We start from the raw sequence: 22012 nt of genomic DNA, 5'->3' as shown, positions 1-22012 counted from the left end.
GGCTCAGCTCCTGTTGGCCGCCAGCAGAGCCCGACCTGCCAGTTCCGTGGCGGCGATCCTGGTCCGTGAACCGAGCCTGCTGAGCTGGACGGCGCCGCCTGAGGCCAGGTGGCGGTCGTAGGGCAGGCCGTCCGCGGCTGCCGCCCCGGCCTGCCGCGAGCGCACGGTGGCGCTCAGCTGCTGGGCAGCCGGGAACGAATCCGCCAGGTCAGCGCGGATCTTGCCTAGGAGGGCCACATCGGCGTCTCCCGGCGGAGTGACCAGCACGACGGCGTGCGCCGTCGACAGCAGCGCGGCCGAGTGGCGCGACAGCGGGGAGTGCCCGGCGTCGACCACCGTGACGGCCATGAACCGCGACAGGGTAGAGGACACATCAGTCCATTCCGCGACGCCGATTGGCGAGTCGGCCAGCGTCAGCACGTCCCGGCGGTCCGCGGCAAAGATCTGGTTTCCGCACAGGACCGCACAGGCCGTGGCGTCCGGCAGGGTACGGACAGGTTGGGTACGCAGCTGATGCATCAGCGCGGACAGGGGCGCCGGTCCTGGCGCGCCCAGGTAGCGCAGAAGCCTCCCCGACTGGTCCGTGCTGTCCAGAGCCATGACCGTTTCCTGCCGGAGGCTGCCGAAGAGTTTCGCCAGGACCGCGGTCACCGTTGACGTACCGGCACCGCCGGCAGTTCCGACGACGACGATCCGCCGTCCCGTGGTGATGGGCGCCTCGACAGCGGCGCTGGCCCGGATCAGGCGCTCCGACAGCGACCCGGACGTCACAGCGTCGGTGACTTCGAAGCGGATCCGTTCCCACAACGTGTCGCCGTTCTTTCGGTGGCCTGTTGAAGAGCTCGGCGCGGGATCGGGACGCGGCGTCGTGTCGGGACGCGGCGTCGGAACGGCGGGCGTTTCCACGACCGGTTCCTGCGCTCGCGGTGCCCGGGCTCGGGGTGGCGCAGGAGCAGCGAGCGGTGCCGAATGTCCAACTGGCGCGGGCGCAGCGGCGACCATGCCTGGAAAGCCAGCTGCCGCCGTCGTTGTTTCCGGCGGAGCCGCATCCTCTGGGGAGGCCAGCCGTCGCTCGGATGTCATGCCGAGAGGGAATCCGTTGCGGCGTTTGTCAGCCAAAGGTCTGTCCTAGCTGTGTGTAGGCTCCGGACAGACCGAGAACCAGTGGGATGGTGGAGAGCACGCAACAGAGTTCTATCCGTGCGGCGACCACGCGGAGGCGGGCTGCGGTCTGGTCCCGGACCCGGGCCGCGGAGGCTGCCAGTACGAGCACGCCCAGACCTGCAGCCCCGGCCAGCAGGAACGGCTGCTCCGCCGCGCGGGAAAGCACAATGACGGAAGCCAGGAATCCGGCGGCGGCGGCGACATAGACTCCGGCGCGTTGTGCCAGCAGCGGCAGCGACAGTCCGCGGAAAGTCAGCGCGCCCAGCAACGCGAGGGGCAGCAAGGCTGCCCAGACGGGCCGGTCCGCGGCAGTCGCGGTGACGGCTGCGGCGGTTGCTGTCACTGCGGACGAAATCAGGGTCCACCCCGTGAGCGCCCCGTGGGCCGAATGGATGGCGTCCAAGGTGCTGCGTCGGGTGATGCGCCTGCCTTGGCGCTGGTCGTCGTCGAGGCCGCTGAGACCCGCAATCGCCGTGGCCATCCGCGGGGCGACACCCAGCGTGAAGATGCCGGCAATACCCGCCAGCCCTGCGGCCAGAGGCGCATCGGACGTGCTCCAGTTGAGCAGCGCCCAGGTCCCGCCCAGCGCCGAGAGCAGTCCGGCGCTGGAAAGCCAGGGAACATACTTCCCCGTCCCCACGGCCATGGCGGCCATGGCCAGAGTTATGGCGCCGCCCGCCAACAGCGCTCCCGTGCCAGGATCGGCCGTGGCCCAGGCAGCCGTCGTCACCGACACGGCGGCGCCTGCAGCCGTCAACGCCACCCCGGCCGGCAGGGCACGCAGGCGCATGACGGGGGCGCCGAGCAGGATGAGGGCCGCCGCGGAGATGATCCCGGTCAGCGTGCCGGACCCGCCGCCCGGTCCGGTACCTTGCAGCAAGACGGCGGCGGTGCTGCTGCCGGCCAGAAGCAGTCCTGCGACTGCGGCCAGTCCGACCGTCCGCAGGGTGCCTGACCAGAGCGCTGGCATCCGCTCGGTGGCCGCCGCTGCAAACGACGGGACGTCGTAGACCTCCGGGGCAGGCGGCACATCGCGCTCATCACGCAAGTACAGCAGTGCGCCGTCGACGATCCCGGACTGCCGCAGTGTATGCGACACATCCAGGGTCGATCCCAGGCTGGTGGTCAGGACCAACGACGTGATGAGAGCGGGGGCCGTTCCACGCGAGGGCTGTGGCGGCGCGTCCGGGGGCCCATCGTGCAGGAGCGTGAGGATTTGGGGTATGAGCGAGGCCAGTGGCTCGTCTGATGGAAGCCGCAGGTCCAGATGCCGGTGAGCGGAAATGACCGTGACGCGGCTGAGGGCTGTGCTCAAGGGGTGATCCCATTCATCATGGCGGAGTGGGTGGTGGCTGCGGAGCCGGCCTGCTTGCGGTTCTGGTCCTCCAACAGGCTGTGGACAAAGCTGTAGCCAACGCAGATCGCGGCGACGAGGGCAGCGATCAGCAACGATTGCAGGAGGCGGCCCGTTGCCGAGCTATAGCTCCGCTCCTGGGTGTTGCCGCCAAAGAGCAGTGAGTCGTCCAGCCTGTGCTTCCTTACGCGTGCTGATTCAAGTAGCCGGGCGTCATAGTCGTCTGCCACGAACGGGCCCCCTTCCATATCCGTTACCAGGGCACCCACAAACCTACCGCGGCACTATTCAGACTCCGCAAGTCACGCGTTGTCGGAGCCTGTTTAGTGCATCGACTGGACTTATGCGCCGGGATTCTCCATGCTGGTTAACGTGCCTTGGCGCCGTCCGGCGCCGGCGCGGTCTCATATTCCGGTGGGGGAGCTATGGCCATTTTTGATATGGGTGCCGACACGATCGGTAACCTGAACAAGCAGACTGACGTGTCGCATCAGGACCTCGGTGCCTTGGTCCGGCGTTTTGTGGATGCGGTGACGCCACTCGAGGGCCGATTCAGCGGAGCAGGCAAGGCGTCGTTTGATGCCTTCAAGAACCGCTCCGATCTCGTGGCGTCCGAACTCAACGCGGCCCTCGCCGCAATCGTGCACGGCCAGTCCGGGATGAACACAGCCTTCCAGCAGGGCGACCTGGCGGCCAGTGATAACGCCCGCCGTACGGAAGGGTCCGCGAACTTCGACGGCGCACGCTTCCAGGGCCGGGCCAACTGAGGCAGTTCCTGCCGCCTGTCCGCAACAAATTTTCCTTTGAATCCGGAACGGAGCAGGAGCCGCCGCAGGCTCCGACATACCCATGACTGCTAACCGCATCGCATACGACACCAACGTTTCCGCCCAGGTACAGGGCGACATTCAGGCGCTCGCCGCCCAACTCGAAGGCCTCATCGCCCAGCGCCAGTCCGACGTCAATCAAGCGATGGCCGACTTTCGCGCAGACGGCGTCGACGCCGAATACCAGGCGGTTGAGGCGCGGTGGGGCAACGCGGCGAACGAGGTCAAGGCAATCGTCGCGCTGGTCCGCAGCACGCTCGGCCTTAACGACGAATCCGCCTCCACGGCTGCCACCTCTGCCCGCAATGCGGTGCAGGGCATCGGCTAACGCGGTCGGATGTCCGGCTGATGACAGGCTCGTGGAACATCGACGTCGCTGCGACAGCGGCGACCATTAAGGCGACGGCCGCTCAGGTTGAATCCGTCCAGCCCGCACTCGTCGGCATGGGCAGGTCATTGCAGCAGGCAGCGGCAGCGATCCCGGGCGAAGCAGCCGTGGTGCTGGCCGCCCTAAACGATGTGCTGAACCTGGGAATTGGGCCCGCAGCCAATGAAGTGGTGGGACGGTCCGGGACCATCATCACGTCCACAGTGCAGGCAGTGAATTTCTACCAGCAGGGCGACCTTGCGATGGCCTCCTCGGCGCAGCGGAGTGCCGGTGCCGCGGCAGTGCTTGCGGGCGACGAGTCGGCAGGTTTCAAGAACGCCGGCCCGGCGACAGTTCAATGATGAGAATTTTAGTGAGGGGTTGAACGGCGAAATGGCTTTGGCTCCCGATGTCTGTGTTCAGACCGGATCGTCCGGACTGGATCCGAGCGGCGGCTTCCGCCTGCCCGACGTCGATGCCCTGGACGCTGCGGCGCATGGGCTGCAGCGGCACGCAGACGACTTCATGGCGGGCATCTCCTCCTCGGCCAGCCAATGGCAGGGGCTGGGGTCGTCGTACTCCACCGACGATGCTCCAACTGTTCTGGCCGCCTTCGGGAAGGTCACACCCGCCGCAGAACGGGTGCAGCGCGGCGGAGCGGAGACGGCGACTGCCCTCACCGCGTTTTCTTCAACCTGCCGGGAGTTGAAGCAACGCTTGGAAGCCTACGGGCGGCGGGTTCATTCGCTGGATGCGGACATCGATTCGTTTCCCACCTCGGTGGAAGTGACCACGATGGTTAAGGGTGAGCAGGTCACCACGAACGTCACCCGGCACTGGAGCGGCGACGCCGACCTGACAGGCCGGCGCAACGCCCTTGCAGCTGAAGTCGCGGCCATTCGCAGTGACTATGACGCGGCCCAAAACACCTGTGCGGCTGCCTTGGCGGTGCTCTCCGGAGGAGACGTGCGCACCGTGGCGCAGGCACCCATGACGGATCACCGGTCCGGAAACTGGGTGGATGACTGGCTGTGGGACGCCGGCACGTTCGTGGGTATCGACCACCACGACGAAGAGCAGCCCTGGGGCATGCAGACCGTCCCGTACCGGCCGAACGGGGTTTTGGGGTTCCTGCAGGGTGTGGGCGCAGGGGCGGTGGAACTTGTGGACGGTGTCTGGTCCCTGACTGGCACTGGAAACCAGGCAAAGCGCGATCAGGCCTGGGGTGGCATCAACACCCTGGTCACCAATCCGGGTTCTGTGGACTGGGGGTCAGTTCTTTCATCGTTTGCGCATTTGGACGAAGCGGGCACGAACCAGAATTGGGCCATGGGTGCTGCGATATTCAACACCGCTTCCTTGTTCGTTGGCGGCGGGGCCGGCGCCGCAGTGAAGTCCGGGACGGTCGCCAGTAAGGCCGGGCTGGCGGCGGAGAAACTCAGCATCGCGACGATGGACAGTGCCCGGCTTGGAAAGGTCTCCGCCCTGCTCGGGACCACGGCCCAAGGGCTCTATTCCACCGGAACGGTCCTGTCAAAGCCCGGTTCGCTGGCACTGAAAGTTTCCGACCTCGTCATGCCACAAACAACCGCCAACGTTCTGGACGCTCTCACCAAAGTCAAGGTAGGTGCGTGGATGGCAGCTGAGCAGGCGCCGGTGGCCGTCTGGGACCATGCGGTGGTCCGTCCCTTGGAAGGTGCGTCGACGCTCCTGCGAGCGACCGATCAGGCGATCCCGAAAGTTGCCGTTTCACCCGCCGGTGCAGCCAGCCTTGGACACGGATCAATGGGTCGAATGGCCGACAGCCTGGACTCGGCCGCGGCACATGTCCGCGCGGCCAAGGTTCCCGAGACGCCCATGGCGCAGGTTGTCAGCCCCGTTGAACACTTTCCAAAACCCGGGACTGTCACGCAGACCATCGTGGTCCGGCATGGGGAGGCGAATTTCCCGGTCAGCAAGAGGGATAGCTTCGCCGACCGCGTGGGACTCAAGCCCAACGCGGAGTACGTGGTTGAACACCGCACAACGATGAACCACGTGACCCATGAACCCGTGGACTCGATTGAGAAGTACTACACGGATGCCACCGGCAAGGTAGTCAGGGTAGACACCTACGCTGGAGTCCGCGGTGCGTGGTCCCCGGAGCTCAATAAGCCGGTGCCGAATGTGACATACAACGTGGTGGCAAAGGTCGACGGAGACCTCGAAAATACATTCACCTACGCAACTGACGCCACGGGACATGCCCAGAGTGTTTCGGGCCGCATCACGTCGACCTTTGCCGGGAACATGAACCGAAACGCCTGGCAGCAGCTGCTGGCAGGAAAGCGAGTCGGCGGACCGGCCTACGAGGGTGGGCATTCAGCACCCTCGTTCCTAGGGGGTGCAGGGGAACGAATCGGCCTGTTCGCCCAGCACCAGTTCCAGAATCGCGGCGCCGGTGTGCCTAACGCTGGCGGCCCCGCGTTCCACGAGTTGGAGCGTACGATGAGGGACGACGTCAAGCAGCGACTGGCGGCCGGCCAGGCGGTAGATCTGAGCTGGTCCATGGAGAACGTGCCCGGGCCTAAGCCCGGAATGCCGCACTCAATTGCGGTTGGGTACGAGTTCGCGGGCGAACGCGAAGTCTTCGACGTCTTCGAGAACCTCGTTCAGGGAGTGAAGTAGGTGCCAGATTTTAGCCAGTCGGCCGGGACAGCTGAGGTGCAGACGGCCCTCCAAGCTCTCCAGAGAACGTGCATGGGGCCGGATGGCGCCTTTGCCGACGTCGATGAGTTGGTCATCACGCAATCCACTTTTGCGGGATTCTCACACCGATACGGGGATATGAGGACCGGGGACACGTGGACCTTCACTACGGGCCGCCACCGCGTTCCTGTCTCTGAGCTGGCCTGGCTCGGCGAGTTCAAGAGGAGCGCGTTTCGTCCCGGTTTCGGTAGCTGGATCACGGTACGCGTCCATGTATTTCCCGATGCACCTGGATTCGTTGAGGTTTTCGACGAGGAAATTCCGGCTTCCGGAGGTGCCGGTGGAGTTGCATCCCGGCGAGTCGGTACGGCGGGCGTACTGACTTCGGAGTTATTGGCATTTCCCCGTACTGTCGACCACATTCCTCAGTGGATGTGGGATGTTTTTCGCGCCGACGGCATTTCCCCTCCGGTGTACAACGCCGATATGAAAACTGTCGACTGGGATAACAAACGTCTGCCCGTGTCCGATACCGGCACAGATTTCTCTGTGGATCCTGTGGTCATTGATCCGACAAAGGAGCCCGGCGTCTTTTCAAAGATCAGCAAGAAGATTTTCGGGAAATGAGCTGATCGGTAGCTGCCGGCGGACGACCACCGGGACCGGTCGCACCGTGCCCCTTGAAGTACGGCGGGCTTCGGAGGAGGATTTGCGGCAAAACTCCAGGAGGCCCTCATGACCCAGCTTGGCAAGTTTGAGAAGTACCTGATCGAGGAATTCTTCGACGATTACAGCGCTGGCGCCATGACCCAGCACGCATTCACTCGCAGGGTCGCATTCATCACCGGCAGCATGGCGGCAGCATCGGCCGCGATGCTGCTGGTCGGTTGCTCGCCGAATGAAGTTCCGCGCAGCACCGATCCCATGCCCACCCCGGCGCCTTCGTCGTCGCTTCCCGGGAGCAGCGCGGCTTCCGCCGGCGCAGTACCGGGGGCGAAAAGCCCCCTTTCCGTTCCTGAGGGTGCGGCGGGCCTGGTGACGGCCACGGTGCGATTCCCTGCCGGCGGAGCAGACGTCAGCGGCTACCTTGCCCGCCCCGAGGCCAGTAAGGCAGGGCCCGCTGTACTGGTCTGCCATGAGAACCGCGGGCTGACCCCGCACATCCAGGACGTGGCACGCCGGTTCGCCAAGGCCGGATACACAGCGTTGGCGCTGGACCTGCTGAGCAGGGAGGGAGGCACGGCGAGTTTGGACCGGGATGCCGTCCCTGGGGCACTGACCAAGGCCGGAGCACAACGCCACGTGGCGGACTTTTCCGCCGGTTTCGACTACCTGCAGTCCCAGGACTTCGTAGATCCGGACCGGATCGCCATGACCGGCTACTGCTTCGGCGGCGGGATCACCTGGCAGGCGGCGACGGAGCTGACTGGTCTGAAGGCAACCTCGGCGTTCTACGGACCCGCTCCCGATCTGGACAAGGTCCCGTCCATCAAGCCGGCGGTCTTTGGCGTGTATGCGGAACTTGACGACCGGATTACCGGCGCAATGCCGGCGTTCCGGGATGCGCTGGCCGCCACAGACGTCCGCCACGAGCTCAAGGTATATCCCGGCGTCGACCACGCGTTCCACAACGACACCGGAGATCGCTACAACGAAACGCAGGCGACCGCCGCCTGGAACGACACACTGGCCTGGTTCGGCAAGTACGTCTGACGGTGCGCGCGTTGGCGTGAGGCGTCCATGTGGCCCGTATGCTCACGACGACTACGTTGCGTCCCGCACGTTACAGCGTCCGCTGCCGGCTGGGGAATGTGATCCTGTCAAGGTCCTTCGCGGCCACGACTGTTGCCCCGCCGGCGCATGCCCGGGCCTGCCCGGCAAGCAGGTTGACATCCCCATAGCGGGACGAGAAGTGGGTGAGGACGAGCGTGCCGACTCCAGCTGCGGCAGCCAGTTCGCCTGCCTGCCCGGCGGTGAGGTGGGCGTACTGGGCGGCCAGGCCGGCGTCGTCGTCACTGAAGGTGGATTCCGCCACCAGCAGGTCAGCTCCTTCCGCGAGTTCCTCTGCGCCCCGGCACGGCGCCGTATCCATGACGAAGGCGAAACGCTGACCGCGCCGACGGACGCTTACGTCGTTGAGGTGCACTCCGCGCAAGCTGCCGTCCCTTTGCAGGCGGCCGATGTCCGGCCCTGCAATGCCGGCCGCTGCGAGCCGGTCCGGGAGGAGTGTGTGGCCGTCCGGCTCGGTGAGCCGGTAGCCGTAGGTCTCGACGCGATGCTTCAGTGGCCGCACTTCCAGCCCCGGTGCGATCTGTCCGGGACCGGAGTGCGGGTGCAATCGCAGGTCAATGCGTGGAGGGGTGACGGACACGAGCGCCCGGACCACGTCCTCGCCGGAGGCGGGATAGTGCAGGTGCACCGGATGCGCCACGCCGTCCAGAACCATGCGCGAAAGCACTCCGGGCAGCCCAAAGCAGTGGTCGCCGTGGACATGAGTGAGGCAGATGCGCGTGATTTGGCTGGCCGAGACTCCGGCGTGGATCATCTGCCGCTGAGTGCCTTCCCCCGGGTCGAAGAGCAGGCCCTCGCCGTCCCACCGCAGCAGGTAGCCGTTGTGGTTGCGGGTCCGCGTCGGAACCTGGGAGGACGTGCCAAGGACGACCAATTCACGCATGAAGGGAGTGTCTCACCGGCTCGCGGCGCAGGGCCATCGTGCGGGGCAACTTCATGGGGCGCTTGGGAACAATACTTCATATCTCTAATGGGCTGCGCGCGGGTTGGCGAAAACAAATCGGCGGCAACAACGTTCGTGGCGGGATTATGAAAAGATCAACCATGCGTCCGATGCAGCTCTCCAGCAAACTCCAGAACGTCCGGTATGAACTCCGAGGACCCCTGCTCCAGACGGCCAAGCAAATGGAGGCCGAGGGACACAGGATTCTCAAAATGAATCTGGGGGACACCGCGCAATTCGGACTTGAAGCGCCTGAATCCGTAGTGGTGGACATGATCCACCACTTGCGCGGCGCCCAGGGCTACAGCGATTCCAAGGGCATCTTCTCGGCACGCACCGCCATCTCACAGTATTACCAGACCAGGGGTCTCCTGCAGATTGGCGTCGAGGATATTTTCGTTGGCAACGGGGTCAGCGAACTCATTTCCATGAGTCTTCAGGCATTCATGGAAAACGGTGACGAAGTTCTCATCCCTGCTCCGGATTACCCCTTGTGGACAGCCGCCGTTTCGCTCACTGGCGGCAAACCCGTGCATTATCTGTGCGACGAGGACGAAAACTGGTGGCCGGACATGGCCGACGTCGAGGCGAAGATCACCCAGCGCACTAAAGCGATCGTTATTATCAATCCGAACAACCCCACCGGGGCCGTCTATCCGCGGCAGGTTCTGGAGCAGTTCGCCGCCCTGGCACGCAAGCACAATCTCGTCCTTTTCTCCGACGAGATTTACGAGAAAATCCGCTACGAGGACGCCGAGCACATCCACACTGCCGCAGTGGCGGACGATGTCTGCTGCCTAACGTTCAGCGGTCTGTCCAAGGCGTACCGCATGCCCGGCTACCGCGCTGGCTGGGTGGCCGTCACCGGTCCGCACGCGGCGACGCTGGCTTACCGCGAAGGGCTGGAACTGCTGGCTTCTCTCCGCCTGTGTCCAAACGTCCCTGCCCAGCACGCGATTCAAACCTGTCTCGGCGGCTACCAGAGCATCGATGCGCTGATCCGGCCCGGGGGAAGACTGCGGGAACAGCGTGACCGAGCGCTGAAACTGCTCACCGCCATACCCGGCGTGACGTGCGTCCCCGCCGCGGGAGCAATGTATTTGTTTCCACGCCTTGATCCAGAGCTCTATCCGGTAAAGAACGACGAGCAGTTTGTCCTGGATTTGCTGCGGGACCAGAAGATCCTGGTTTCGCACGGAACGGCGTTCAATTGGCCCGAGCCTGACCATTTCCGCTTCGTCATCCTTCCATCCGTGGAAGACATCGAGGAAGCAGTGCGCAGAATCTCCGCGTTCCTTGCAGCCTACCGGAGCAGCTAGCAACTAAAAAGGGAGCGAACTATTGAATGAAATTGTTGATCGACTGGCGGCGGCAATGAACGCCCATGACCTCGAAGCGGCAGCCGCGCTGTTCCACGAGGACTACCGAAGCGAGCAGCCGGCGCATCCTGGCAGGGCCTTCGTTGGCCGGGCCCAAATGCACGCAAACTGGCGGGCGATGTTTGCCGGCATTCCTGATTTCCGCGCGGAAGTGGTCCGTTCAGTCGACGACGGCAACACCACATGGAGCGAATGGTTGTGGTCCGGAAACCGGACTGACGGGCAGCGGTTCCACGTCCGTGGGGTGACCCTTTTCGAAGTGGCTGGCGCGTTCATCACCGCAGGCCGCCTCTACCTTGAAAATGTCGAGCGCGAAGATGTGGGCATCCAGCAAGCGGTGCAGGACCTGTCCGGACGCCGACCCGGCCGCTCAGGGGACTGAGCAGGCAGGCCCTGTGCAGTGCGGAAGCTGCCCCGACGTTCCTCCTCTCCGGCATGCCCGGAGGAGAGGAAACAGGGACCCGCCAAGCCTGCGTTGGTGCCCGTCTTACTTGTAGACGCGGACCCAGTCGACCTGCATCTGAGAAGGCGTGGTGCGTGCCCCGTTCGGGAACCAGTCGAGCTGCAGTGTCTGGTGCATGGCAACCGACGGCAAGTGCGCCCGGTTGGTGTCGGTGAAGGTCTTCACGCCGTCGATGTATCCGGTGATGCCGGAAGGAGTCCATTCCACCGCGTAGTTGTGCCACTGCGTCGTATCAACGGCCTTCGCCATCGTGGTCTGGGAACTGGAGCCGCCACAGGCGTAGTGCAGGAAGAACTTCATCTTGGTGGTATCAGACGTGCCCTCGGCATAGTCGACCTCGGAGCATTTCGAACCCGTGCTGCTGTTGGGCCAGAGGATCAGAACCGGATGATACTGCGGTGCCCGCGCGCTGGTCCTCATGCGGGTTTCCCAGCGGCCGTACTTTTGGCGCCCGAACTTTGCAGACATGCCGCCGGTGGTCCCGGCCGAGTCACCCTTTACCGTGGCAACGCCGTTGGCGACGGACCAGGCCTTCGCGCTGCGGACACCCTTGCCCGCATGCCCTGAACCCTTGTAGACGCTCCATTTTGTGGCGGCCGGTGCACCGGCGCGGGAGAACTCGTCGCCCGCAAGGACCGGGCCCCAGCGCAGGCTTGTGGCGGCCTGCTTGTCTGTGCTCGCTGTGGTGAGGTAGGAGGCTGGCACAACCGTCGTTGCCGCAGCGCCGCGTGCGTAGGACGCGGGGGCTGCAGCACCCGCTGCAGCACCCGCGGCTGAACCGGCGGCAACCGAGGGGCTGGTGGTGCCGGTTGCAGATGGAGCGACGCTGCACCCGGTCAGGGACAGAGCGCCGATGGCAATGGCTATGGCGAGCTTGTTCTTGGACAAAAGAGGACCCCTCCGGGCATAGGAATGGCGCACACGAAACACAGCTGGGGTGTGATGACGCATGCGGAAGTTCTTCGGCCCCCTTTACGGGAGCCGGGGCGGCAACGGTGCCGCCCGACGCGTCCAGAGCCCTGCGTTCAGGCATCCGGGGCCCGGTTTTCGGGCCAGCCCTCCGGGCCAGTCGCCAACGTTACCTGTTCGTGACCATCGACTGCAAACCGAAATCGGTTGACAGGATGGAATCGAGTGCTTGGCAATGTCCGGTCGCATGGGAATGGTCACCATGCAGGAGCAGGCGTCGGCTGGCGATTTTGATGTTTCGGGCGCAACGGCCCCGTGGGACCGACGCTGCCGTTCAGCGCGGGCTCTACCCGCTACCGATCAGCGCTATTGGCGCATCTAACGGCGCCTGCATGCAGCGGGCTCCCGGTGTTCAAGCGTCCGACGGATCGGTGGCCAGGTTCCCTGGTTACCGATCCGGGAAGCCGGCCCACGGATCCGGGAAGCCGGCCCACCGATCCGGGAAGCCGGCGCGGACCCAAAGACTGCAGGCAAAAACCGCGTCGGGAGCCGGCGGCGCGGCGCAGTAAGGCTAGTCCGCCGCCTTGGCGAACGTGGCAGCGCTCAGGAACTCGATGCCCGTAAACGAGTCGTCTCCTTCGACCCAGGCGTCGTGGCCTGGCGGGATGGTGTACGAATCGCCTTGAGTGATGTTGATACGTTTTCCATCAGTCGTTTCGACGACCAGTTTCCCGGCGACGCAGAAGCCGACGTGGCTGTTCTGGCACGAGTCGGTATTGACCACGGGCTTGATTGACTCGGACCAACGCCATCCGGGCTCAAATGTGAGCCGGCCAATGGTGTAGTCGCCAACCGTGACGACGTCGACCGCGGCCTTATCCGGGCGGCGCTTTTCGTCAGGGGTGTTGTGTGACTTCACATCCAGCTGAGTGACAACGTTACTGGGCATTGCACTCCTTCTTTCAACGTGGGGTGGATATGGGCCGTCAGGTCAGATACTGAAACCCGACAGCAGAATGAGCACGCGCGCGCAGATATCACGGCAAACCATTCACCAGATTGCGTACGGTGACAGCCTCCTCCGTTCGGTCGCAGTTGTCGATACTCCACGATGGAGGCCGGGACTCAATGGCCGGGGGTGCCTTTGCGCTGATGATCAACCGACGGGATGCCCGTGGTCGCAGGTGGTTTCGCCGGGCCTGACCTCATGCCCCTGGATGCAGGTCACGCCGGGAGGCGACGGCGTGTCATGCGCGATGAAGAACAGGCTGCTGTTGCCGTGGCTGAATTGGCTTTCTTCGCGCTGCAGCCATGAGGTGGTTTTGTGCCTGTGCTTCTTCGAAGCCTCAGAGTCATCGTGCTGTAGGTGCCGAAACGGGTTCGTGACCACGGCGACCTCGACCTTTCAATATTCCGTCGCTGCCTCTGCGCAGTGAAAGAGCCGGTGCAACGAGTATAGGCGCGGCCGCCGGCTCGGATAAGCCCTCACAATTGACCAAGACACGTGCATCAGGGGGATTAGACGTCGCGGCGCGGGACCGGAAAGAATAGTCAGGTGAGTGAGGCTGGCGAGTTCATCGACATCGCCCTTCAACGTGAAGGTGCGTGGCATCGGGCCGAAGATATGCGTCTCAAGCTTGGCGACGATCTTCAGTTCTACGGCTCCTCGGTTGGGGCGGTGCGGGGCACCATCCGCGATGCCCTCCGCCGCCACTCCGACCTGACGCACGACGAGGTCACCGCATTGAGTTCGGAGCTCTGGGCTGTGCCGGTTTTTGAACGCCGCCTCGCCGCCGTCGTACTGCTTCAATCCAAAGTGCGGCTACTGATGAACTCAGACCTGACCCGTATCGAAGGCTTTGTCAGGACGGCACGATTGCGCGACTTGGTCGATCCTTTGGCGGTGGACGTCGTTGGTCCCCTGATGGAGGGTCTCGACGCTCAGGGCAGGGGACGGGCTGACGCTGTGCTGGACCGGTGGGCGGGGGAGTCTGACGTCTGGTTGCGCCGTGCTGCCCTCTTGGCGCCGCTGCGGGCACTTCGGGGCGGCAGGGGTGACTGGGACAGGTTCTCCAGCCAGGCGAGGACCATTCTCGCGGAACCCGCGGGCGATGGACCCGAGTGCAGGGCAGCCCGTGAGGCAATCTCCCTCGTACTGGATGAAGTGGCGAAAAGCCGGCCGGAGTTGCGGCTTTCGACCGGCGTATAGGCGCGCGGCTGTACCCGAAGGCGCTTAGGCGCTGACCGTTTCCGGCACGGGCTGGACGCTCTGCTGCGCCGACGGCATGGTGTGGATGTGCTGGCGGAGCGGGTGGAACTGGCTTGGGCCAAGTCCGCCGAACTCGTACGCGGTCTCGGCGTGCTCGGTCAGGTCTACGCCCGTGACCTCGTCCTCATGGCTGACACGGAAGCCGATGGTCTTGTGCAGGGCGATGCCGATCACCGCCGTCATGAACGCGGACAGTGCAAGGGTGATGAGGACGGCAACAGTCTGGGCAACGAGCTGCTGGATGCCGCCGCCGTAGAAGAGGCCGCCGCCTTCGCCGTTGACGGGCAGGGCGATGAAGCCCAGGGCCAGTGTGCCGACGAGCCCGGCACCGAGGTGGACACCGACGACGTCGAGCGAATCGTCAAATCCAAACTTGTACTTCAGCTCCACGAACATGGCCGAAGCAAACCCGGCAACCAAACCGAGGGCCACCGCGGCGACAGGGCTGACGTTGGCACAGGCGGGAGTGATGGCGACCAGCCCGGCGACGGCGCCGGACGCAGCACCCAGCGAAGTCGGGTGGCCATGGCGGACTTTTTCGGTGACGAGCCAGCTGAGCATCGCCGCTGCCGGAGCCGCAAGCGTGTTGATCCAGATCAGTCCGGCCTGCTCGGCGGTGGTGGCCGCGCCGGCGTTGAAACCGAACCAGCCGAACCAGAGGATACCCGCGCCGAGCATGATGAACGGGACGTTGTGCGGCCGGTTGCTGGCGTCCTTGCCGAAGCCGTGGCGCTTGCCGATGATGAGGGCAAGAACCAGGGCTGCGATGCCGGAGCTGATTTCGACGACGGTGCCGCCGGCGAAGTCGATGACCTGTCCGAAGACTGCGCTGACCGCTCCGCCGTGGCTCATGAGGCCGCCGCCCCAGACCATGAAAGCGAGGGGGCAGTAGACGGCTGTGATCCAGAGCGGGACGAAAATGACCCAGGCGGTGAACTTCGCCCGGTCCGCGATGGCGCCGCTGATCAGGGCCACGGTGACCATGGCGAACGTTCCGCTGAAGCCGGCCTTGATCAGGTCGGAACCAACGATGTTGGAGAGGCCGAAACTGGCGAACGGATTGCCGAACACGCCCAGGAAGCCTTCGCCGCCGCTCATCGAATAACCCCAGAGGACCCAGACGACTCCGACGATGCCCGCCGAGACGAAGCTCATCATGATCATGTTGAGGGCAGCCTTCGCACGGGTCATGCCGCCGTAGAAGAGGCCCAGACCTGGGGTCATGAGTAGAACGAGTGCCGCCGACACCATTACCCAGACGTTTCCCGCAGTGAGTTCCACCCGTGTGTCCCTTCGCATCAAGTTTGCCAACCGGGCTCCGATGATGCCGGCCGATTTCCCCCGTATCGATACTCGTGGACGTTTGTTTCAGGCCATGGCTAGCCGAGTTACGTCAACGTTTCAGAAATCGTCCTAAAGTAAAGCCCGCATGACCGCTCTGTTTCCGGAATGTTAACGGGGCCGCTTGAGGCGCGGCCTTATTGGGCGCTCACAAGGCCTTTGGAGCGGAAACATGGGCCTTGGCCGGCGTGGCTCGGTGAGGATACGTCCAGACGGTTCATTACGGCTGCGTGAACGGCTCCTAACCGGGCATCCGGAGTGGCCGTGCGGCGGCCGGGATGTTGACCGCTACCTCGCGGCGCGCCCACGATGGCGTATGTGCAGTGCGGGAAACCCGTCTGTACAGTGCGGGAATCCCGTCGACGACCGAGGAGCAGCTGTGGATGATCCCTATAACCTTGATCGCTTTCTGACCGCCCAGAACGACGGCGGCACCTACGATCACGCACTGGTCGAGCTGCGGGGCGGCAGCAAGAGAGGTCACTGGATGTGGTTCGTGTTTCCCCAGATTGCCGGGCTGGGCCAGAGCGCCACGTCCAGGCTGTACGCCATCTCCTCGCTGGATGAAGCGCGGGCCTACCTCCGGCATCCGGTGCTTGGCCCGAGGCTGACCGAGTGTGCGGACGCAGTGGCCGGACTCAAGAACCGGACGGCGGGACAGATCTTCGGCGGCATCGACGCGCAGAAGCTGCATTCTTCCGTGACCTTGTTCTTCCGCGCAGCGCCAGCGGAACCGGCCTTCCAGAAAATTCTTGAACAATACTTCCAGGGACAGCCTGACTCCGCAACGGACGAATTGCTGGCGGAGCAGCGACCTCGCGGCTGACCCCTTCCTGGGGTGAGCGGATGGGCTGAGCGGCCAGGCAAGCGTTGTAGCCGGGTCCGGCGCTTCGGGGGGAGTGCGCCCGGACCCGGCAGTCCCTCATCGACGGTTCGCGGCTTCCTTCAACTTCAGGACACAGCTACTCTCGCTGCTTACTCTTGGGAAAAGCCCGGGCCTCAGACCCGATCTGGTGGTCCGTGCCGCACCCCCCAAATTGGGGGTCAGCCCATATTCTGCACGCCATCCGCCCGACTCTTCACCGGTCGGGTCGGCGGTTCTACACTGGAAACACGAGCCGGCCCGCAGCCAGCGGGGGCGCGACGGAAGGACAGTCATGGGTCTGGACGACAAGATTGATAACGCAGCAGAAAAGCTTGGCGGCAAGGTCAAAGAAGGCGCTGGCAAGGCCAGAGACGATGAAGGCCTCGAAGCCGAAGGCAAGGCTGACCAGGCCAAAGCCGACATCAAGCAGGCTGGCGAAAAGGTCAAGGACGCCTTCAAGCATGACTGACCTCGACCAGTTCCACGTCCAGCAGGCGGCCGTCGCCGACGGCGGCCGTCATGTACGTGCACACGGGCTGGCGCCGGCGGTCGGTGGGTGAGCCGGGGTTGAGCAGGCGCAGGCCACCGCCCGACGTCGTGTCCCAGGGAATGTGCGAGTGGCCGAAGACCACGACGTCTGCGTCCGGGAAGAGCGCTTCGCAGCGATCTTCCCGCCCTTTCGCCGGCCCAGTCTCGTGGATCATGCTGAAGCGCACGCCGTCCAACGTGACGCTGGCCGTCTCGGGCAGCCGCTGCCGCACGTCGCCGCCGTCGTTATTGCCCCAGACACCGATCAGCCTGCGGCTGCGCCGCTCGAAGTCGTCCAGTAGTTCCCCCGTCACCCAGTCCCCAGCGTGGAACACCACGTCCGCTTCGGCGACGGCGGCCCACACCTGTTCAGGCAGCGTCCTGGCCCGCTTGGGGACGTGGGTGTCGGAAACAAGAAGCAGCCGCAGGCTCATCAAAGCATCTTCCCATGGGGCACACTGGAACGATGGAGAATATGGTTTCGCCGCCGCCCGGAGATCCCCGCCGCCCGTTCGGCCCGCGTGATCCCGGCGACGCCTGGGTGGAGGGGGAGCGCGGGCGATTCTGGGGCCGGTTCGGTTCAGCAGGGCTCCTGGCCCACGATGCGGAGAAGGGTATCCTGCTGCAGCACCGCGCCACGTGGAGTGACCACGGCGGTACGTGGGGCCTGCCCGGCGGCGCGCTCCATCAGGGAGAGGACCCTGTCACCGGTGCACTCCGGGAAGCCTTCGAAGAGGCCGCTGTCCCGGAGGAGAACGTCAGGGTCCTGTTCACCTCTGTGTTCGACGTCGGCTACTGGTCCTACACGACTGTCGCGGTCGTCGTCCTGGAGCCGTTCGAAGCCGCCATCACCGACCCCGAAAGCATTGAACTGAAGTGGATCCCCGTCGACGATGTGGCCGGGCTCAACCTTCACCCCGCCTTCGCTGCGTCCTGGCCCGCACTCAGCGAAAAACTGCTCGAGCACGAACGGCCGGTGCTTCATGACTGACCCGCTGCAGCATGATTGATCTCGAGCGGTTCCGAATGCTTCTTGAAGCGGAACGTGCCCGCAAACTCGCCCTGCTGCCCGCGCTCCGCGCCGACATTGCCTCGGCCAACGCCGCCCGGCAGAACTCCAATGTGGACGACGAGCACGATCCTGAAGGCGCCACGATCGCCTTCGAATTGTCCCAGGCCTCGGCACTGCTGGACCAAAGCAGGTCCGGCCTGACACAGGTCGAGGCCGCCCTGGAGCGGATCTCCGCAGGCACCTACGGTTCATGCTCCATCTGCGGGGAGCAAATCGGGGAGGGGCGGCTTGAGGCGCGGCCGTGGACGCCATTTTGCATCCGTCACGCGCGGGGCAAAGCCTGACGAAACACGGCCCGTCATCCTGTCCTGACGCCCTGTTCCGAAGATGGGGCCAGCACCGTACGCTAGGGCTGGGAGGTGATTGCCATGGAGGCAACCCAGGGAGACCGCATCATCATCCACGGTAGGACGGTTGAATCGTCGGACCGGCATGGTGAGATTCTGGAAGTCCGCGGGCCCAACGGAACCCCGCCGTACCACGTCCGCTTTGACGACGGCCACGAGACGATTATGTATCCCGGCGGCGACTTCACTGTCGAGCACCGCCCCACATAGTCCCCTCCAGTGGGCGCATCCACGAGGCGGCCCGACAGGATCCTGATTGTCACTTTTTTCATCATCGCCGGCCTCGAACGGGTCGGGCCCTTTCGGGAACCCGGAGTACGAGACCGAGGATGTGTTTGATCTCGTCAAGGTCAACGGAAGATGGCTCGTGCAAACCGCCCCGTGGCGACTCGCCATCTGTCTGGTCTGGGCCGCTGTGTGGGGGTGGCACCGGTGGACGTGGCTGCATCCTGCCAATGGGCCCGGCCGGCTCGCAGAGGTGCCCACCGTGGCGGGCTCGGTGTTCGGACTGCTGATCGGCGCCGGCGGGGCGGTCAGCGCTTTGGGGGCGCTGCTCGATTCCGGCCTTCAGGGATTCACTGGCACTCATTCGATCGGGGCGCCATGGTGGGCCGGAGGCGGGTATGTGGTGGTGGTCATTGGCCGGAATGCCCTGATCGACGTCATTCCGCTGGCGGGCGATTCCCTGAAGGGAATGCCCGTGCCAGGAACTGCCGGGTCAGGACACGGGCTGCTGTTTGATCGGTGAGCGGTCCTGACCGTATTCCGCGGTGACCAGGATAGGCAGGTGGTCGGACTTGCCGCGGGGCAGCGTCTCAACGCTTTCAATGTCCAGCCCGAGGGACGTCGCGAAGTCGAAGTGGCCTTTGAAGACCTTGTAGCGCGTATAGGTCCTGCGGTTACTGAGCGACAGGGCGTAACCCGAGTCCTTCATGTTGGCGTGCAGACTCTTGGTGAAGAAGGGGTAGTTGAAGTCCCCGACCATCAGCGTCATGAGCCCGCTGCCCATGCTCAGCAGCTCCGCATGCGCGGCATGGATCTGCTTGCGGCGGAGCGAATTCGAGGCGGTCAGCGGCGCCGCGTGGAAGGAGCCGATGACCAATTCGTGGTCCGTCTCGTTGTCCACCATTCGGGTGCCGATCAGACGCTCGTGGGCGGGCGCCATCACACGGTCGTGCATGGACTTTTTCAGGGCAAAGGTCTTGGTTTCCAGCGCCGTGAACCGTTCGGTGCGGTAGTAGATTGCCAAGCCGAGCCGGTTGCCCTTGGTGAAGTCGGCCAAGTGCAGGGGACCGAGGGTGTCGGGCAGGTCGGCTGAATCGCACTCCTGCAGGCAAAGGGCATCGACCCCGAAGTTGCGGGCCAGATTGACCAGCTCGCCGCTCGCCTTGTGCTTGCGGAGGTTGTAGCTAATTACTCGCATCAGTGGAACACCTCTTCTGAGGGCTGCTAGAAGGACCAGTCTCCGAGTCTACCCAGAACATCATATGGAGAACGGGAGCTTTAAGCGCGCGCGTCCGGCGGTCGCCGCGGCCAGGCGGAACCAGCACCCAGCCGCGGCCGTCGTCGGTGTCGTTGTCCGATGTGGAGCACTCCCCGCACCCGAGTGGCCGGAGGATTCGGTGCCCCCGAGGCAGGGGGCCTGGGACATCTGCCCGGGGCGCGAAGCGATAGGGTGATTCGGGATGATCAATCAGAGCTTCGAAGGGGTCGACGTTGACTGCTGCACTGCCGGAACTCGCCGAGGGCGACTTCTATTACAAGGACCTGGGTGGGGGACGCTTCTGCTCAACCCTCCATGCCCAGGGGGCCTGGAACGTGCACGAACAGCACATGGCGCCGGCCTCGGGATTGCTCGCCGACCGGCTGGAACGGCACGAGCCGCGCGCTGACATGCGCATGGCGCGCCTCAGCTACGAGATCCTGGGCCTGATTCCCGGCGGCGGCTTCGACATCGTCACCACAACGCTCCGCCCCGGCCGGACCATCGAACTCCTGCAGGCAGAACTGGTGGCGGCCGGACGGGTGGCCATCCGGGCCACCGCGTGGCGGATGGTCACTTCCGATACCGCTGCCGTCGCTGCCTTCGAGGACACCGCGATCCCGTCCCCTGGCGACTGCAAGCCATACGACGGCGCCAGTGTTTGGCCCGGCGGGTACATCCGGTCGCTCGAGATGAGGGTAGCGGACGGTCACCGGCCAGGCTCGGGCAAGGTCTGGTTGCGCACCGACCACCCGCTGACGAACGCGGCGGACAGCACTGACATGGCACGGCTGATGGGCCTCGTGGACACGGCAAACGGCATTGCCGCCAGGGTGCCCCCTGGTAAGGACAGCTATGCGTTCCCCAACCTGGACCTGCAGATCCACATGTACCGCCGTCCGGAGGGCGAATGGCTGGGTCTGGACAACGCCGTGTCTTTTGGCACCGACGGGATCGGGCTCACGTCCACAGTGCTGCATGACCTGGCCGGGCCGTTCGGCCGCGCAGAGCAGATCCTGACGCTGCGGAAGAGCTAGGAGGCCGCCGCCGTCCGGTGAACCGGCCTAGTGGAACACCAGCCAGCCGGCCAGCGTGGCGAGCGCGGTCAGCACGGCGCCCCAGGCCAGGTCAACGAGAATCAGCTGGAGAGGCCAGTTTTTGAGCGTCGCGGCGTTCGTCAGGTCATACGTCGCGTATGCGAACGCACCCAGCGCCGCCCCATAGCCGACGGCGGCCAGCCAGCCGCCGCCGTCGAGCGCTGGCCGCAGCGCGAAAAAGACGATCCCGGCGATGTAAATCAGGTAGAAAGCGACGGCGTACCCTAGATTGGGCCGATCGGCCAGCAGGTCGCCGATGTGGCTGCGGTAGAACGGGTTCATGAGCTTGAGCCATACGGCGTCGATCACGGCGAACGCACTTGCTACGACCAGGAATTGCACTATGACCATAAGGGAGCTTAGCAATATGCAGCAGGCTGGGGCCGGACCGCGGGCGCTGACCGTCGTTCGCCAGCACCACTCGCTGGGGGCAGCCAGGGACCTTGACTTCGGGATCGAGCTGCTGGGCCTGGCCAAGGCTGGCCGGATCGGGCCCACGCTCAGGCTCTACCGCCCCGCGCCGACGGTGGCCTTCGGGCAGCGCGACACCCATCTCGCCGGCTTCGGAGCCGCCGCGCAGGCGTGCCGCGAGCAGGGCTTCGAGCCGCTGATCCGCAAAGCCGGCGGACGGGCCGCCGCGTACCACGAGGGCACCCTGATCGTTGACCATGTGGAACCCCACACTGATGCGATCGCCGGAGCCAAGGGCAGGTTCGCGTTCTTCGGCGAGATGCTGGCGCAGGCGCTCCGCAGCACCGGTGTGGATGCTGCCGTAGGCGAGATCCCGGGGGAGTACTGCCCGGGCGAATTCAGCGTCCACGGCACCGATCCGGAGGTTCCGTCGCATCAGGTCAAGCTCGTAGGAACCGCGCAGCGCGTCGTGTCCGGCGCGTGGCTGTTCAGCTCGGTCATCGTGGTGGAGAATTCGGCGCCGATCCGCAGCGTCCTTGCAGCGAGCTATGCCGCCCTTGGTCTGGACTGGGATCCGGCGACGGCAGGCGCGGTGGACGACCTCGTGCCGCACCTGGACGTTCAGGCCATCGAGGATGCCGTGATCAGCACTTATGGCGGCTACGCAGCCCTCGCGCACGCGGACTTCAGCAGCCTGCAGGGTTAACGGCAGCC

At 64.8% G+C, this 22012-nt stretch carries 28 protein-coding genes; 17 read left to right on the top strand and 11 right to left on the bottom strand.

All coding sequences use genetic code 11. The features are described from left to right. Positions 1–3: 3 nt before the first annotated feature. The 3 genes from AC1DDG_RS07655 to AC1DDG_RS07645 form a co-directional block, all read right to left on the bottom strand. Positions 4–906: a CpaE/TadZ family protein gene (locus AC1DDG_RS07655; RefSeq protein WP_476875560.1), complete on the bottom strand. Its 903-nt coding sequence runs from the start codon at positions 904–906 to the stop codon at positions 4–6. 205 nt (positions 907–1111) lie between these two features. Continuing rightward, on the bottom strand, positions 1112–2479 hold the full coding sequence (locus tag AC1DDG_RS07650) for an EsaB/YukD family protein (RefSeq protein ID WP_476875559.1): 1368 nt from the start codon (positions 2477–2479) through the stop codon (positions 1112–1114). Beyond that, complete coding sequence (locus AC1DDG_RS07645) at positions 2476–2748, bottom strand: hypothetical protein (RefSeq protein WP_476875558.1); 273 nt, start codon at positions 2746–2748, stop codon at positions 2476–2478. The genes AC1DDG_RS07650 and AC1DDG_RS07645 overlap by 4 nt, the downstream gene beginning before the upstream one ends. A gap of 195 nt (positions 2749–2943) precedes the next feature. On the opposite strand from AC1DDG_RS07645, the gene AC1DDG_RS07640 reads away from it, so the two are divergent. The 6 genes from AC1DDG_RS07640 to AC1DDG_RS07615 all read left to right on the top strand — a co-directional run bounded on the left by AC1DDG_RS07640 (position 2944) and on the right by AC1DDG_RS07615 (position 8113). Beyond that, positions 2944–3285, top strand: coding sequence for a hypothetical protein (locus tag AC1DDG_RS07640; RefSeq protein WP_230118067.1), 342 nt, complete (start codon positions 2944–2946; stop codon positions 3283–3285). Positions 3286–3367: 82 nt separating this feature from the next. After that, on the top strand, positions 3368–3673 hold the full coding sequence (locus AC1DDG_RS07635) for a pore-forming ESAT-6 family protein (protein WP_230118066.1): 306 nt from the start codon (positions 3368–3370) through the stop codon (positions 3671–3673). Positions 3674–3693: 20 nt separating this feature from the next. Next, on the top strand, positions 3694–4074 hold the full coding sequence (locus tag AC1DDG_RS07630; protein WP_476875557.1) for a DUF6507 family protein: 381 nt from the start codon (positions 3694–3696) through the stop codon (positions 4072–4074). A gap of 31 nt (positions 4075–4105) precedes the next feature. Then, on the top strand, positions 4106–6379 hold the full coding sequence (locus tag AC1DDG_RS07625) for a DNA/RNA non-specific endonuclease (protein ID WP_476875556.1): 2274 nt from the start codon (positions 4106–4108) through the stop codon (positions 6377–6379). A 72-nt stretch (positions 6380–6451) separates the two neighbouring features. Next, positions 6452–7027 carry a hypothetical protein gene (locus AC1DDG_RS07620; RefSeq protein ID WP_476875555.1) on the top strand — a complete coding sequence of 192 codons (576 nt, stop codon included), beginning with the start codon at positions 6452–6454 and terminating at the stop codon, positions 7025–7027. Positions 7028–7135: 108 nt separating this feature from the next. After that, positions 7136–8113 carry a dienelactone hydrolase family protein gene (locus tag AC1DDG_RS07615; protein WP_476875554.1) on the top strand — a complete coding sequence of 326 codons (978 nt, stop codon included), beginning with the start codon at positions 7136–7138 and terminating at the stop codon, positions 8111–8113. 70 nt (positions 8114–8183) lie between these two features. Here AC1DDG_RS07615 and AC1DDG_RS07610 read toward each other — a convergent pair whose 3' ends face one another. Further along, the gene (locus AC1DDG_RS07610; RefSeq protein ID WP_476875553.1) at positions 8184–9074 is read right to left on the bottom strand and encodes a ribonuclease Z; all 891 of its coding nucleotides are present in this window, start codon (positions 9072–9074) and stop codon (positions 8184–8186) included. Between the two features lie 161 nt (positions 9075–9235). Between AC1DDG_RS07610 and AC1DDG_RS07605 the strand changes: the two genes are divergently transcribed. Continuing rightward, positions 9236–10453, top strand: coding sequence for a pyridoxal phosphate-dependent aminotransferase (locus tag AC1DDG_RS07605; RefSeq protein WP_476875675.1), 1218 nt, complete (start codon positions 9236–9238; stop codon positions 10451–10453). 22 nt (positions 10454–10475) lie between these two features. Then, positions 10476–10895, top strand: coding sequence for a nuclear transport factor 2 family protein (locus AC1DDG_RS07600; protein ID WP_476875552.1), 420 nt, complete (start codon positions 10476–10478; stop codon positions 10893–10895). A gap of 105 nt (positions 10896–11000) precedes the next feature. Here AC1DDG_RS07600 and AC1DDG_RS07595 read toward each other — a convergent pair whose 3' ends face one another. The 3 genes from AC1DDG_RS07595 to AC1DDG_RS07585 form a co-directional block, all read right to left on the bottom strand. Then, complete coding sequence (locus AC1DDG_RS07595; RefSeq protein ID WP_476875551.1) at positions 11001–11864, bottom strand: glycoside hydrolase family 16 protein; 864 nt, start codon at positions 11862–11864, stop codon at positions 11001–11003. 592 nt (positions 11865–12456) lie between these two features. Further along, positions 12457–12834, bottom strand: a complete 378-nt coding sequence (locus AC1DDG_RS07590; protein WP_476875550.1) for a cupin domain-containing protein — start codon at positions 12832–12834, stop codon at positions 12457–12459. Between the two features lie 207 nt (positions 12835–13041). Next, positions 13042–13275, bottom strand: coding sequence for a hypothetical protein (locus AC1DDG_RS07585; RefSeq protein ID WP_230118057.1), 234 nt, complete (start codon positions 13273–13275; stop codon positions 13042–13044). A 165-nt stretch (positions 13276–13440) separates the two neighbouring features. Between AC1DDG_RS07585 and AC1DDG_RS07580 the strand changes: the two genes are divergently transcribed. Continuing rightward, a complete protein-coding gene (locus tag AC1DDG_RS07580; protein ID WP_476875549.1) occupies positions 13441–14094 on the top strand; it encodes a DNA alkylation repair protein in 654 nt (217 codons plus the stop codon). Positions 14095–14118: 24 nt separating this feature from the next. Here AC1DDG_RS07580 and AC1DDG_RS07575 read toward each other — a convergent pair whose 3' ends face one another. Continuing rightward, positions 14119–15453 (bottom strand): ammonium transporter, encoded by a 1335-nt coding sequence (locus AC1DDG_RS07575; protein WP_476875548.1) that lies wholly within the window; start codon positions 15451–15453, stop codon positions 14119–14121. 421 nt (positions 15454–15874) lie between these two features. Here AC1DDG_RS07575 and AC1DDG_RS07570 point away from each other — a divergent pair, with 421 nt between their 5' ends. After that, positions 15875–16321: a DUF1810 domain-containing protein gene (locus tag AC1DDG_RS07570; protein ID WP_476875547.1), complete on the top strand. Its 447-nt coding sequence runs from the start codon at positions 15875–15877 to the stop codon at positions 16319–16321. 331 nt (positions 16322–16652) lie between these two features. Then, a complete protein-coding gene (locus tag AC1DDG_RS07565) occupies positions 16653–16829 on the top strand; it encodes a CsbD family protein (RefSeq protein WP_476875546.1) in 177 nt (58 codons plus the stop codon). Here AC1DDG_RS07565 and AC1DDG_RS07560 read toward each other — a convergent pair. Next, positions 16816–17322 carry a metallophosphoesterase family protein gene (locus AC1DDG_RS07560; RefSeq protein ID WP_476875545.1) on the bottom strand — a complete coding sequence of 169 codons (507 nt, stop codon included), beginning with the start codon at positions 17320–17322 and terminating at the stop codon, positions 16816–16818. The two genes, AC1DDG_RS07565 and AC1DDG_RS07560, sit on opposite strands and share 14 nt — an antisense overlap. A 32-nt stretch (positions 17323–17354) precedes the next feature. Here AC1DDG_RS07560 and AC1DDG_RS07555 point away from each other — a divergent pair, with 32 nt between their 5' ends. From AC1DDG_RS07555 to AC1DDG_RS07540, 4 genes are all read left to right on the top strand, one after another. Next, complete coding sequence (locus tag AC1DDG_RS07555) at positions 17355–17879, top strand: NUDIX domain-containing protein (protein WP_230118051.1); 525 nt, start codon at positions 17355–17357, stop codon at positions 17877–17879. An 11-nt stretch (positions 17880–17890) separates the two neighbouring features. Next, complete coding sequence (locus AC1DDG_RS07550) at positions 17891–18244, top strand: TraR/DksA family transcriptional regulator (RefSeq protein ID WP_476875544.1); 354 nt, start codon at positions 17891–17893, stop codon at positions 18242–18244. An 84-nt stretch (positions 18245–18328) separates the two neighbouring features. Continuing rightward, positions 18329–18517, top strand: a complete 189-nt coding sequence (locus AC1DDG_RS07545; RefSeq protein ID WP_230118049.1) for a DUF1918 domain-containing protein — start codon at positions 18329–18331, stop codon at positions 18515–18517. A 46-nt stretch (positions 18518–18563) separates the two neighbouring features. Continuing rightward, the gene (locus AC1DDG_RS07540) at positions 18564–19055 is read left to right on the top strand and encodes a hypothetical protein (RefSeq protein ID WP_476875543.1); all 492 of its coding nucleotides are present in this window, start codon (positions 18564–18566) and stop codon (positions 19053–19055) included. Here AC1DDG_RS07540 and AC1DDG_RS07535 read toward each other — a convergent pair. Further along, the gene (locus AC1DDG_RS07535) at positions 19026–19730 is read right to left on the bottom strand and encodes an endonuclease/exonuclease/phosphatase family protein (protein WP_230118047.1); all 705 of its coding nucleotides are present in this window, start codon (positions 19728–19730) and stop codon (positions 19026–19028) included. The two genes, AC1DDG_RS07540 and AC1DDG_RS07535, sit on opposite strands and share 30 nt — an antisense overlap. A 293-nt stretch (positions 19731–20023) precedes the next feature. On the opposite strand from AC1DDG_RS07535, the gene AC1DDG_RS07530 reads away from it, so the two are divergent. Beyond that, entirely contained in the window at positions 20024–20827 is an 804-nt protein-coding gene (locus AC1DDG_RS07530) for a thioesterase family protein (protein WP_476875542.1), read from the top strand. 27 nt (positions 20828–20854) lie between these two features. Here the strand turns inward: AC1DDG_RS07530 and AC1DDG_RS07525 are convergent, their stop codons facing one another. Further along, positions 20855–21238 carry a DUF2177 family protein gene (locus AC1DDG_RS07525; protein WP_476875541.1) on the bottom strand — a complete coding sequence of 128 codons (384 nt, stop codon included), beginning with the start codon at positions 21236–21238 and terminating at the stop codon, positions 20855–20857. 16 nt (positions 21239–21254) lie between these two features. On the opposite strand from AC1DDG_RS07525, the gene AC1DDG_RS07520 reads away from it, so the two are divergent. Then, a complete protein-coding gene (locus AC1DDG_RS07520) occupies positions 21255–22004 on the top strand; it encodes a lipoate--protein ligase family protein (RefSeq protein ID WP_476875540.1) in 750 nt (249 codons plus the stop codon). Positions 22005–22012 lie beyond the last annotated feature (8 nt).

Source organism: Arthrobacter sp. 10L430 (genome assembly GCF_056395245.1).
This window is presented reverse-complemented; position numbering and strand designations above follow the sequence as displayed.